The following is a 12,904-nucleotide window of genomic DNA, read 5'->3' as shown; positions in this document are numbered from 1 at the left end:
CACCGGCCACCTACGAGGGCTTCGGCCCGGCGAGCAGCTCCACCGTGACCTCGTGCTCGTATCGGGCACCCATCCGTTGCCACACCTCGGCTGACCTGGCGAGAGCGTCGGCGTCGCCACGCAGCCGGCCGGCGGCCCGGAGCAGGGTGGCGGTGGCCCAGTCGTTGCCGGCACTGTCGGCCTGTGCCGCGGCGAGATCGGTCTCGGCCGACGGTACGCCGGCGACCACCGCGAGCTCGACGGTGGCGGCGCGGGCGAGCACCCGGTACAAGGAGCTGGCCGGCAGCCGCCGGGCGCGCTCAGCCAGCTCGGCGGCCTGGTCGAGGTCACCGAGCCGCAGCGCGAGCCGGGCGTCCACCAAGGTGATCAGCGGGTCCAGCACCGGCCAGCCCATGCTCGCCGGGTCACCCATCGCCGCGGCCCTGGCCCGCCACTGCGCGACGCGCTCCCGGTCGCCGCGCAGGCCATGCGCCAGTACGGCGAAGGGCATCGTGAGCCAGACGTAGAACGCCCGGGGCCGGCCGGCGCGTTGCCACCCGGCCCACATGTCCTCGGCGAGCTGCACGGCGTCGTCGAGGTCACCGGACAGGACGAGCACCGGAACGGTCTTGCCGGCCGCCAGGTACACGCTGTCGCCGGACAGCTCGGCGTCAGAGATCAGCCGCGCGCTCGCCCTGGCGGCCGGCAGGTCGGCGGCGGCCACCGCGGTCAGCGAGGACAGCCCGCGCGCGTCGCTGATCTCGACCGCATGTTCCGGGTCGTGCGGATCGAGCGGGGCGAGCAGCTCGATCCGCTCGGCGGCGATCCGGTGCCACTCCTCGACGCGACCGTCGTTGATCGCGACCGCGCGCACCGCGTCGAGGCCTGCGCTGATCAGCACCGGGTCACCGGTCGCGTGAGCGGCTGCGACGGCGGCCGCGGACAACCCGGCCTCGGGCCGGAGGGCGTCCGGATGGGCGGTCCACGCCGCGGCGCACGCGAGCCGGGCGGCGACGACCGGATCGTCCGGGTCCCCGGCCTCCCTCGCCTCGGCGAGCAGCGCGCGGCGCCGCTCGAACGGGATCTCGCGGCGGAAGGCTCTCGGGAACCGGCCGGTCAGCTCGACGGCCTGCGCCAGCGCGATGGCCCGCGCGTTGCCCGCGCCCGCCTCCCCCGCCCGGTCGGCGGCGGCCAGCCGCAGCTCGAACGCTCGATCGGCGTCGTTGCCGACCTGCGCGCAGTCCGCCGCTCTGGCCAGATCCCGGGCCGCCTCGCTCGCATCCGGGGCGCACCGGGCGGCGTGGGCGTACCGATCGGGCGCCTGCCACAGATAGCCGCGGGCGAACGTGAGCCGGCCGAGGGTGCGGGCGAGCCGGTGGGCCTCGGCGTCGGGCTGCTCGTGGCCGGTCAGCGCGGCCCGGAGATCGCCCGCCACCGCGTCGAACTCGCCCTGCCACGCCGTACCGGCCCGCCCGGCGAGACCGGCGGCCAGGTCAGTGGCCAGGTCGGCGGCCAGGTCGGCGGCCCAGCGCAGGTATCGCCGCCGTACCTCGGTGTGCTCGGGTTCGTCCGCGAGTCGCTCGGCGGCGAACGCCCGGATCGTGTCCAGCAGCCGCCAGCGGCCGTCCCGGCGCTGGACCAGGCTCTTGTCGACCAGCCGCCCCAGCACGTCGGCGGCCTCGGCCGCCTCCACCCCGGCGACCGCGGCCACCGCCGGCAGGTCGAAGTCGCCGAGGAACACCGACAGCCGGCGGAACACCGCCCGTTCGTCCTCGGTCAGCAGGTCATGGCTCCACCCGATCACCGCGCGCAGCGACCGGTGCCGCACCACCGAACCGCGCCCGCCGGCCAGGAGCCGCAACTGGTCACCCAACCCGGTCAACAGCCCGGCAGCCCCGAGCGACGCGCTGCGCGCCGCGGCCAACTCGATCGCGAGCGGCAGGCCGTCCAGCCGCGCGCACAGGTCGGCGACGGTCGCGGCGTCGTACGGCCCAGCCTGGTGGGCCAGTTCCGCGCGGTCGCGGAACAACTCCTCGGCGTCCGATCCCAACGGCAGCGGCGCGACCGGGTGGACCACCTCACCGGACAGCCCGAGCCGCTCCCGGCTGGTCGCGAGGATCGTGACCGGGCTCGCGGCCAGGATTCGCTCGGCGAACTCGGCGACCGCGTCGGGGAGGTGCTCGCAGTTGTCCAGCACCAGCAGCGACGGGCCACGACGCAACCGGGCCAGGACCGCCTCCTGCCCGTCCGCGTGCTCGGCCACCTCCAAGACCGCCGCCACCGCATGCCCGAGCCGGCCGTCGCGCACCGGCACCAGATCCACGAACGCCGCGCCGTACCGGTATTCGGCCGCCACCGCGGTCGTGACCACCTCCGCGAGGCGGGTCTTGCCGACCCCGCCCGGGCCGGCCAGCGTCACCAGCCGGCCCCGCGCCAGCGCCGCCCGGACCGCCTCGACCTCGGCCCGACGGCCGACGAAGCTGGTCCGCGGGCGCGGCAGGCCGGGGATGTCGCCCGGCAAGGTCACCGCACCGATGCCGCCGGCCCGTGCGGCGAGCGCCTGCCGGTCGGCGACGCCGTACGTGCGCAGCAACGACGACACATGGCCCTCGACCGTGCGCACCGAGATCTGCATGCGGCGGGCGATCTGAGCATTGGACAGCCCCGCACCGAGCGCCGCGAGCACCTCGGTCTCCCGCGCCGAAACCGGCACTGCCCCCTTCACCGCCACATCCTCACCGATCACATCAGGCTCATCGCCATTGTCAGCCGACCTCAAGACCGCAGCAGCTCCGCGCCGATGCCCGGGCAGGGTTCGCCCCGAAGGCCGCCAGTCACGATCCGGCTCCGAGCTCCTGAGCGTCGAGCAGTTCGTCCCCATGCTCCTCCGCCCACCGGCCGAGGGCGTTGATCGGGCCGTCGACCAAGCTCTGGCCCAAGCCGGTCAGGGCGTACACGACGCGCGGCGGCGCTTCGGCATGCGCTCGGCGGTTGATGAGCCCGCTGGCGAGCAGCCGATGCAGCGCCTGCGTCAGTACCTTGTCGCTGACACCCCCGATGGCCTCGCGCAGTTCGCGCCGCCGATGCGGCCCTGAGGAGAGGGTGAAAAGGACGACCGGGTCCCACGTGTGGGCGAACAGATCGGTGACCGCCCGCACCCGGCAATCGGCCACGAACTCGTCACCGTCCATGCCTGATCACTCCTCTCCACGGCCATCTTCGCCCGGCCGTTGCGCACCGATCGGTACGTAACGGCCTGTCTACCGTAGCGACCACACGAGACACAGAAGGGGATACGGATGCGGATCGGGATCTTGGGGACGGGAATGCTCGCGGAGGCGCTCGGCCGAGGTTGGGCCGCCGCCGGGCACGACCTGGCCATCGCCGGACGGTCCCCGGCCAAGGCGCAGCACCTCGCGGATCGGCTGGGACCCAGGGCGCGCGCTGTCACGCCACGCCAGGCGGTCGTGGACGGCGATGCCGTACTGCTCGCGGTGTCCTGGCAAGGCGTCGAGGACATGCTGCGCAGCGCCGGCGCCGGCGATGGCACGCTGCGGGGGAAAGCGTTGATCGACCCGACGAACGCCGTGGAGCACGGCGTGGGGGTGCTGCTCACCGGCCCCGGAGAGGCCATGGCGGACCGGATCGCCCGGCTGTCCCCGGGAGTGCACGTCGTGAAGGCCTTCAACCTGTTCCCCACGGATCAGTGGACGGAGGAGTCCCAGGACGGCGACACACCCCCTGTCACCGTCGCGATGTGCGGTGATGATCCGGGGGCCTTGCGGGTCGTCGGGGAACTGGTCCGTGACGTCGGCGCAGCGCCGTTCGTGGTGGGGGCGCTGGATCGTGCCCGGCAGCTTGAGGAAGTGGCGGGTTTCATCATCGGGATGGCCTTCGCCGGCGCCGACCCCAACGCCGCCGTGCCCCGGGTCCCATCGGCAGCCGCCTGACCTTCGGTGGCAGGACGTTCTGTCACAGCCAGCCGTGCTCGGTCGCCAGCCGTACGGGGGTGCGCGCCCGTCTTGCCCATGGCGGCGGAGAGGTGATTGCGCTCGGCGCCTTCGGACAGGTGCAGACGCCGCGCGATGTCAGCGGCGGCATCCAGGACCTCGGCCTCCCGGGTGGTGAGCGGGCTGATACCCGTGCTCAGCGACGCGGCGGCCAGATCGGGGTCCACGACACGCAGCCCGGCACGAACCTTCCGTACGGTGTCGGCCAGACGCTCGGGCTTGATGTCCTTCAGGACGAACCCGGCCGCGCCGGCGGCCACCGCACGGGTCAGGTCGCCGCCCGCCATCTGGATGTCGAGGAGGACGACGTCAGGCCGAGCGGTGCGGGCGGCGTCGATGGCCTCCGTCGCGAAGCCTGCCTGCCCGACCACCTCAAGATCTCGTTCCAGGTTCAGCAACGCCGCCAGGGCACCGCGCACCAGCGCCTGGTCGTCGACGAGCAGCACCCGGATCATCGCGGGCACTCAGCGCGCAGGCGGCAGCCGCCACCGGGCAGAGGGCCCGCTTGAAGCGTGCCTCCGACCTCCCGCAGCCGTCTGGCCAGCCCAGCCAGCCCGTGCCCCCGCTGCCGCCGCCATCAGCATGGCCAAGAACGGCCTTTCCCCGGGCGCGCGGCGACAACCCACCCGCCAAGTCTTGAAGGTACGGCGAAGCAAGCGAACGGCGCGCGGTGTCGATTCCCGGCCTGGGTCGTGCGTCATGGTGGCGAAGGAGGTGCGTGATGAGATTCGCCCTGTTGTTGTTCGACACCGAGGGATATTGGGAGGCGGTCTCGCCGCAGGAAATGGAGGCGGCGCTCGCCGAGCACGCGGCCTTTGCGGAGTATCTGCGGGCCAAGGGCGTCACGTTCTCGGGCGAGGCGCTCCATCCGTCGAAGGAGGCCAGGTCGCTGCGTCCCTCGAAGGACGGGGTGGTCGCGGCGGACGGGCCGTTCGTGGCTCTGCGGGAGGAGCTGGCCGGGTTCTATCTCGTCGACTGCGCGGGGGTGGAGAAGGCCGAGCAGATCGCCCGGAGGTGCCCGCTCGGAGCGGGGATCGAGATCCGCCCGGTCTGGGAGGGTCAATGAGCGAATCCCCGCATCTCGACGACCGGCTCGCCGCGATGGCCGTCGCGGCGCCAGCGGCTGAGGCGCTTGTGCCATCGAAGGGTAGAGCTACCTGGGCCCCACTGTGGCGCGTGGCGGCCGGGCGTCACAGGAGGGCTCTGGCAGCGTCGGCGGCGGGGTTGCCGAGTTCTTCGAGCAGGCGGAGCGCCGCCTGGGCGTGGGTGCGGGCGAGGGCGGTGTGGCCGAGGGCGTGACGGGCCTTGGCCAGGCCGAGGTGGCCGTGGGCGGCTTCGTGGCGATCATCGATCTCCGTGGCCAGGGCGAGGGCGGCATCGTGATCGATGAGGGCTTGGTCGTGGTCGCCCATGGTGTGAGCGGCGGCGCCCAAGCCGTTGAGCGTCTCGGCTTGCAGGTGCGGGCCGAGGTCGCGGCTGATCGCGTAGGCGCGCTCGAGCACGTGGCGGGCGGCGTCGTGCTCGCCCTGGTCGCGGTGGACTTCGCCGAGGGAGAGCAGGGCGTTCCACACGCCCGCCGAGCTGCTGATCTCGTGGTTGATCCGCTGAGCGCGTTCCAGATGGTCGCGGGCGAGATCGGGCTTGCCCAGGTGCCCGTAGATCCTGCCCACGTCGATCAGGAGGACGCCCGGGCCGACGCGGTTGCCCGCCGACTGGAAGAGGTTCAGCGCCTGCTGGTAGTGGTCTTGGGCGTCATGAAGGTCGCCTTGGCGTTCGAGCGAGTGGCCCAGGTAGTGATGTCCGACCGCCTCGCCCTCCGGGTCACCGACGGCCCGGCACGTGGTGATGGCGTCCAGGGCGTACCGCACGGCCTGCTCCACGTTTCCCATGGCGTGGTGGGTTCTGGCCAGGTCGGCGAGGGTGCGGCCCTCACGGCGGCGGTCGCCTGCCTGCCGTACTGCCGTGAGGGCGTGCAGATGGAGAGCGAGAGCGGTGCTGCGGCGGCCTCGTTCCTCCAGGTAGGGGAAGAGGGTCGTGGACAGGAGGAACGCCTGCGCGGGCCAGCCGTGTTCCGCCGCGTGCGCGCCGACGGCGAGCAGGACGGGCAGCTCCGCGTCCAGCCAGGTCATGGCGTCGGCGGGGCCGAGCAGGGACGGGGTCGGCAGGTTCGGCGGCTCGTGCGGCACGGGGAGGACGAGATCGTGGTACTTGAGCCCGGTGGCCTCGCCCGCGACGTGGCTGTAGAAGGCGAAGAGCCGGGTCAGGGCCGCCCTCCCCTCCTCGTCCTGCTCCTCCTGGCGGGCCGCCGATCGGGCGTGGTCGCGCAGCAGGTCGTGGAAGGTGTAGCGGCCCGGTTCCTGCTGGAGGAGCATGTGCGCGTCGAGCAGGTCCTCCAGCAGCGACTCGGCACGCGTGACGCTCAGCCCGGCGAGGGCTGCGGCCGCGTAGGCGTCGATGTCCTGGCCGGGGTGCAGGCCGAGCAGGCGGAACATGCGACGGTGATCGGCACTCACCTGCTCGTACGACAGCGCGAAGGCGGCCGCCACGCCCCGTTCCGCGGTGGCCAGTTCGTCCAGGCGGCGGCTCTGGTCGCGGAGCCGGGCGGCGAGGTAGTCCACCGTCCAGCGCGGACGGTGGCGCAACCGCGCGGCGGCGATGCGGACGGCGAGCGGCAGGAACCCGCACAGGCGCAGCACCTCGGCGACGGCCGCGGGCTCCTGCCGCGCCCGCGGCCCGACGACGCCGGTGAACAGCTCGGCCGCGTCGCGCTCCGAAAGCACGTCGACGGACAGGGCGTGCGCGCCGTCCAGGTCGACCAGCCGGCGCCGGCTCGTGATCACGGCCAGGGCGCCGGAGCCGCCGGGCAGCAGGGGCCGGACGTGCTGGGTGTCGGCGGCGTTGTCGAGCACGACCAGGGCGCGCAGCCCTGACAGCTCGCCACGCCACAGCGCGGAGCGTTCCGAGGTCCCCGGCGGTATGCGCTCCGCGGGCACGCCGAGCTGGCGCAGCAGGATCTCCAGAGCCTCACCCGGGTCCACGGGATCACGGCCGGCGGTGTGGGCCTGGAGGTCGACGAAGAAGGCGCCGTCGGGGAAGCGCTCGGCGAGCAGGTGTGCCGCGTGAACGGCCAGCGTGGTCTTGCCGATGCCCGCCATGCCGTCGATCGCGACCACGCCGACCCCGTCGGGCCTCATGGTGAGCCGGTCGAGCTCGGCTCGCCGTCCCGCGAAGTCGGGCACGTCGTACGGCAGGAAGCTCACCACCGCGGGCCGGTCGCCCCTCAGCACGGTCTCCTCGACCGCCGCGAACTCCCGGCTGGGATCCAGTCCCTGCTGCTCGGCCAAGGTCGCCCGGTAGTCGCGCGCGGTCGCCAGCGCCTCCGCCTGCCGTCCCGACCGGTGCAGCGCGAGCATGTACTGCCCGCGCAGCCGCTCCCTGAGCGGGTGGGCGGCCACCTCCGCGGCCAGCTCGTCGAGCAGAACGGCCTGCCGTCCGGCCGCGAGTTCCAGCTCGGCCAGCCGCTCGACGGCCGTCAGCCGTTGTTCCTCCAGCAGGGCCCTGGTGGCGGGCACGTAGTCGGCCTGCACGTCGGCCAGCGCCGGCCCCCGCCAGAGCGCGAGCGCCTGCCGGATCTCCTCGCTGTCGCCCGCGGCCAGCCGCCTGAACTCGTGGACGTCCACCTGACCGGGCTCCGGCACCGCGGCATAGCCCGACGGACGCGTCCGCACGATGTCCCCGGCGTCCGCGGCGTCCCCGGCGGCCCCGGCGTCCCCGGCCTGCGCCGCGCGCAGCATCCGGCGTATCGCCATCACCGACGCCTGGACCTGGGCCTTGGCGGTGTCCGGCGGAGTCGGCCCCCACATCGCCTCGATGAGCTGGTCCGTGCTCACCGTACGTCCCGCGTGCAGCAGCAGGTAGGCGAGCATCGCGCGATGCCGCGGCGCCCCGCCCAGCGTGTGCTCGCCGATGCTGACCTCTACGGGGCCCAGGAGTGAGAAACGCATAGAGGTCATATAGCCGAACTTATCAACGTCTCCGCTCAATATTTCCCCAGGTCTCACGCCGTACAGGACAGGAGCGGACATGAGTGGAGAGGTGCTGATCTCCGGTGCCGGTGTCGCGGGCATGTCGCTGGCGTACTGGCTCCACAGGCAGGGCTACGGGGTGTCCGTGGTGGAACGCGCCGCCGCGTTGCGCGGCGGCCTCCACGCCGTCGGCTTCCGTGGCGACGCGCTCGGCGTCCTGGACGGCATGGGCCTGCTGCCGCAGATGCGGGATCACGCCCTGCGGATGGACGCGATCACGCTGATCGACGCCGACGGCAAGCCCGCCGGCGAGCTGCCCGTCAGGACGGTCGCCGACGGCCTGGAGGTGCTCCAGGCCGACGTGACGCGCCTGCTGCACAGCAACACCGCCGACGATGTCCGCTACGTCTTCGACGACTCGATCACCGCGATCGACCGCGACGAGGACGGCGTCAGCGTCGCGTTCGCCAGGGCCTCCGGGCGCCGGTACGACCTGGTGATCGGCGCCGACGGCCTCTACTCCAACGTGCGCCGCCACGTCTTCGGCCCGCATCGCGACTTCGTGCGGCACCTCGGCCTGTCGGGCGTCGGCTTCACGACGGCCAACTGGCTGGGACTCGGCCGCGAGGCTCTGCGGTACAGCACGCCTGGCCGGTCCGTGCACCTGTTCAGCGCCCGGAACCCGGACAGGATGATCGTGAGCCTGTGGGTTGCCACGGCCTCACCGCACGCCGACCGGCTCAGCCGCGACGCTCAGGAACGCCTGGTCCGCGAGCGCTTCGCGGGCGCGGGGTGGCAGGTGCCGCGCCTGCTGGAGGCGATGCGCCTTGCACCCGACTTCTCCTTCGCCTCCGCCTGCCAGGTCACCATGGACCGCTGGTCACACGGCCGCGTCGTCCTCGTCGGCGACGCCGCGTACTGCGCGGCGCCGACGGCGGGCGCGGGCGCCTCCCAGGCGCTGATCGGCGCCCACGTACTGGCGGCCCGCCTGCTGGAGTCGGCGGGCGACCACACGGCCGCGTTCCCCGCGTACGAGCGCGACCTACGCCCCTCCATCACCGAGAACCAGTCCAAGGGCGCGGAAGCGGCGAAAACGTTCGCCGCCTGACAGGGAGCACCTGGCCGCGTCCCCCACGAACAGAAAGCTGAACCCATGCAACCGCATCCCCGTCGCTGGCTGATCCTCATCGTGCTCTGCCTGAGCACGCTGGTGCTGGTCATCGACAACATGGCGCTCACCGTCGCCGTGCCAGCCCTCGCCGCCGACCTCGGAGCCACCTCGCAGGACCTGCAGTGGATCCTCGAGTCCTACATGCTGGTCTTCGCCGGTCTGCTGCTCACCGCGGGCTCTCTCTCCGACCGGTACGGCAGGCGCAAGCTCATGGTCATGGGCCTGGCGCTGTTCGGCGCCGCCTCGCTCGCCGCCACCTTCGCCACCGACCCCGGCCAGCTCATCGCCGCCCGCGTCGCGATGGGCGTCGGCGGGGCGATGATCATGCCCAACACCCTGTCCATCCTCATGGTCGTCTTCCCCGGCGAGGCCGAACGCCGGAAGGCCATGGCCGCAGGAGCCGCCTTCGCCGTCCTGGGCCTGGTCGGCGGCCCCGTGGCGGGCGGCGCGCTGATCGCCACGCTCGGCTGGGAGTCGGTCTTCTGGATCAACGTCCCGGTCGCGGTTCTCGCCATCGTCGCCGCCCTGACCGTCATGCCCGAGTCCAGGGGCGCGGCGGCCCGGCCCGACCCGGTCGGCGCCGTGCTGTCCGTGATCGGCATGTCCGCCCTCGTCTGGACGATCAACGAACTCGCCCACGGCGTCGCCTGGATCCCGCTGCTCGTCGCCGTCGTCGCGCTGGGCGCCTTCATCGGCTGGGAGCTGCGCACCGAGCACCCGATGGTGCCGCTCCACCTCTTCCGCGACCGCGACTTCGCCGGCGGCAGCCTGTCACTCACGCTGGTGCAGATCGGCAGCGGCGGCATGCTCCTGGTGCTGACGCAGTACATGCAGTTCGTCCTCGGCTACACCCCGGCCCAGGCGGGACTGGCCTTCATCCCCATGGTCATCGCCTCGGTGGCCTTCAACGGCGTCGGCGCGGCACTCGGCGGCAAGCTCGGCAACCGCAGCACCGCCGTCCTCGGCATGCTGGTCATGGGCGCGGGATTCGCCGTGCTCGCCCTCTCCTCTCCCGACAGCTTCCTGGCGCTGGCCGTCGCGCAGGTCGTGCTGGGCGCGGGCAGCGGCCTGGCCGGGCCGACGGCGATCGCCGCGCTGATGAGCGCGGTGCCCACCGAGCAGGCCGGTGTCGGTTCGGCCCTGAACGACACCATCCAGCAGGCCGGCGCCGCGCTCGGCGTGGCCATCCTGGGCAGCCTCGCCACCAGCAGCTTCGCCGCGGCGATGCCCGCCGGCGCGCCTGAGGCGGCCCGCCGCTCGGTGGCGGCCGCGGTCGCCGATCCTTCGCTGGCCTCGGCCGCGCGGCACGCCTACGACGCGGCCATGTCGACCGCGTTCACCGGCGCCGCCGCCGGCGTGCTCGGCGCGGCCGTCCTGGCCCTGTTCCTCCTGCGCGGCCGTACGGCACGCGCCCAGCCCACCCCGGTCGCCGCCACCACCTGAGCCGGCGACCCGAGCGGCATGGCAGTGGCCATGTCAGGGCGGCGACCGCCTCGTGTCAGCGCCATCCGCGACCTTTGACCCAACCAGCACGACACCTCTTCACCAAGGAGTTCACCACCATGTCCATCACCCTCACCGGCACCCTCACCGACCAGGACCAGCTCACCCTCCGCACCGCCGCCTGGGGCGCGGTCTCCCTGATGTCCGCCGCGAGCGCCGCCGGTTCCGCCCACCGGGCGGGCACCGAGGGCGCCATCGCGCTGACCTCGGCGACCGGCCCAGTCGGCCATGTGCTCGCCAAGGCGCCCAAGGGCGTGAAGTGGGGAAGGTCGGTCGCCGAACTCGCCGACCAGGTGCTGCCGGCACTGACCGCCTCCATGGCCCTGCTGAAGCGGCAGGCGCCGGACGAGGCCGGCAACTTCCGCGACACCGTCACCGTCGCGGTGGAAGCCGCCGCGCGCCTCCACGAGGGCGAGCCCAGCCCGACCGTCGCCGCCATGGCGGCCAAGATCGCCGCCGCACTCGACGCCTGATCACGCGGCGCAGGATCGTGGTCAGGGTTCCTCGTCTCAGGGATGGCCAGGGAAGTTCTGCCGGCCGGAGTGAACTGGGCACGCCGCCGGCCCCTCGCTCGCGCCGGGCTGCCGCGCACCACCCGTTCATGTCGCCGCCGTCGACCGCAGTATGTCTACAGGAAAAGGATGATCATTTGATGAGCGAGATCCAGGATTCTCGGCCTGCTCCGGAAGCTGATCGCCAAGGCCAGGTGAAGGGAGCGGACACCATCCAGGTACGAGGCGCCGTCGCCGACGGCTTCGAGAACGTCAGGGACGAGTTCGCCGCGGCCGTCACCGCGGAGCCTGGGCTGGGCGCGCAGCTCGCCGTACGGGTGGCCGGCCGGGAGGTGGTGGACCTGTGGGCGGGGCCGGGGGTGAGCGGTGAGTCCCTGTTCGCGTTGTACTCATCCGGCAAGGGCGCGGCCTACCTGGTCGTCGCGCTGCTGGTGCAGGAGGGCGTGCTGGACCTGGACCGGGCCGTGGCCGCGCACTGGCCGGAGTTCGCCGCGGAGGGCAAGGGCGACCTCACCCTCCGAGACCTGCTCGGGCACCGCGCGGGGCTGATCGGGGTGGACGGCGGGTTCAGTGCGGCGGAGTTGGCCGACGACCGGCTGCTCGCCGCGCGGCTGGCCGCTCAGCGACCCTACTGGCGCCCTGGGAGCGCGTACGGTTACCACGCCTTCGTCATCGGCGCGCTCGTCGGCGAGGTGGTGCGCCGGGTGACCGGACTGTCGATCCAGGAGATCTACGCCGAGCGGGTGCGCAAGCCCTACGGACTGGACTTCTACCTGGGACTGCCTGAGGCCCTGGAGGCTCGTTACGTACCGGTGCGGCCGGCGTGTGAGGGCGGGCAGGGCGCTCCCGCGCCGGACAGCCTGACCGGGATCGCCTTCAACCTCCATGCCACCCCGCCGACCGATCTGGTGGACTTCGCCAACACCCGGGCCGTGCGCGCGCTGGGTCCCACCTCCTCGGGGAGCGTGGGCAACGCCCGCGGCCTGGCCGCGCTCTACGCCGCGGCCATCTCCGAGGTCGACGGGCGCTCGCCGTTGCTGACCCCCGCGACCCTGGCCGAGTTCACCCGGCCGCACGCGTCCGGCACCGATCTCGTCACCGGAGAGCCCGACCACTTTCTCCTGGGTTTCGAGGCTCAAGGGGTCCGCTATCCCCTGCTCAGTGCCGGCGCGTTCGGGCACAGTGGCGCGGTGGGCGCGCAGGCGTTCGCCGACCCGCACCACGAGCTCGCCTACAGCTACACGCGCAACCGCTTCGCCACCGGCGGAGGCGGCGGGGCGCTGGAGAACCACCGGCTCATCGCCGCGGTGCTGCGCGCGATCGGCTGAGACCGGGTCGCCGGGCGTGCTCATGGCTGAGTACGCCCGGCGGGCCGGTGTCGGGCCCGCGGCTGAAGCGACATGGCCCACCGCTGACCGTGAAAGTCGCAAGGCGCTACAAATAGCGCATGCCGTACTTCACTTCCTATGACGGAACGACGCTCGCCTACAGGCAGACCGGGGAGGGCGAACCCCTGGTCTGCCTGCCCGGCGGGCCCATGCGCGCCTCCGCCTACCTCGGCGATCTCGGTGGACTGGCCGGCCACCGGACGCTGATCATGCTGGACCTCCGGGGCACCGGAGACTCGGCGACCCCCGACGATCACCAGACGTACCGCTGCGACCGCCAGGTCGAGGACGTCGAGGCGCTCAGAGTCCACCTCGG

At 73.0% G+C, this 12,904-nt stretch carries 9 protein-coding genes and 2 pseudogenes; 7 read left to right on the top strand and 4 right to left on the bottom strand.

Annotation, left to right across the window (positions count from 1 at the left end; genetic code table 11):
* Positions 1-10: 10 nt before the first annotated feature.
* Both AB0I67_RS42160 and AB0I67_RS42155 read right to left on the bottom strand, forming a co-directional pair.
* Entirely contained in the window at positions 11-2,704 is a 2,694-nt protein-coding gene (locus AB0I67_RS42160; protein WP_357936438.1) for a LuxR C-terminal-related transcriptional regulator, read from the bottom strand.
* Positions 2,705-2,813: 109 nt separating this feature from the next.
* A complete protein-coding gene (locus AB0I67_RS42155) occupies positions 2,814-3,170 on the bottom strand; it encodes a helix-turn-helix domain-containing protein (protein WP_357936436.1) in 357 nt (118 codons plus the stop codon).
* A gap of 102 nt (positions 3,171-3,272) precedes the next feature.
* On the opposite strand from AB0I67_RS42155, the gene AB0I67_RS42150 reads away from it, so the two are divergent.
* Positions 3,273-3,929, top strand: coding sequence for an NAD(P)-binding domain-containing protein (locus AB0I67_RS42150; RefSeq protein WP_357936469.1), 657 nt, complete (start codon positions 3,273-3,275; stop codon positions 3,927-3,929).
* Between the two features lie 22 nt (positions 3,930-3,951).
* Here the strand turns inward: AB0I67_RS42150 and AB0I67_RS42145 are convergent.
* Positions 3,952-4,444: pseudogene (locus AB0I67_RS42145) on the bottom strand (response regulator transcription factor).
* A gap of 266 nt (positions 4,445-4,710) precedes the next feature.
* Between AB0I67_RS42145 and AB0I67_RS42140 the strand changes: the two are divergent.
* On the top strand, positions 4,711-5,055 hold the full coding sequence (locus AB0I67_RS42140; protein ID WP_357936434.1) for a YciI family protein: 345 nt from the start codon (positions 4,711-4,713) through the stop codon (positions 5,053-5,055).
* A gap of 124 nt (positions 5,056-5,179) precedes the next feature.
* On the opposite strand, the gene AB0I67_RS42135 is transcribed toward AB0I67_RS42140, so the two are convergent.
* Positions 5,180-7,993 (bottom strand): BTAD domain-containing putative transcriptional regulator, encoded by a 2,814-nt coding sequence (locus AB0I67_RS42135; RefSeq protein WP_357936432.1) that lies wholly within the window; start codon positions 7,991-7,993, stop codon positions 5,180-5,182.
* Between the two features lie 79 nt (positions 7,994-8,072).
* Here AB0I67_RS42135 and AB0I67_RS42130 point away from each other — a divergent pair, with 79 nt between their 5' ends.
* The 5 genes and pseudogenes from AB0I67_RS42130 to AB0I67_RS42110 form a co-directional block, all read left to right on the top strand.
* Positions 8,073-9,122 (top strand): FAD-dependent monooxygenase, encoded by a 1,050-nt coding sequence (locus AB0I67_RS42130; protein ID WP_357936430.1) that lies wholly within the window; start codon positions 8,073-8,075, stop codon positions 9,120-9,122.
* Between the two features lie 45 nt (positions 9,123-9,167).
* Positions 9,168-10,628: an MFS transporter gene (locus AB0I67_RS42125; RefSeq protein WP_357936428.1), complete on the top strand. Its 1,461-nt coding sequence runs from the start codon at positions 9,168-9,170 to the stop codon at positions 10,626-10,628.
* Positions 10,629-10,747: 119 nt separating this feature from the next.
* Positions 10,748-11,161, top strand: coding sequence for a hypothetical protein (locus AB0I67_RS42120; RefSeq protein ID WP_357936426.1), 414 nt, complete (start codon positions 10,748-10,750; stop codon positions 11,159-11,161).
* 233 nt (positions 11,162-11,394) lie between these two features.
* Positions 11,395-12,528 carry a serine hydrolase domain-containing protein gene (locus AB0I67_RS42115; protein ID WP_357936424.1) on the top strand — a complete coding sequence of 378 codons (1,134 nt, stop codon included), beginning with the start codon at positions 11,395-11,397 and terminating at the stop codon, positions 12,526-12,528.
* Between the two features lie 119 nt (positions 12,529-12,647).
* Positions 12,648-12,904, top strand: a pseudogene (locus tag AB0I67_RS42110) (alpha/beta hydrolase); the annotation flags it as partial.

This window comes from Nonomuraea sp. NPDC050310, assembly GCF_040655795.1.
GTDB lineage: Bacteria > Actinomycetota > Actinomycetes > Streptosporangiales > Streptosporangiaceae > Nonomuraea.
This window is presented reverse-complemented; position numbering and strand designations above follow the sequence as displayed.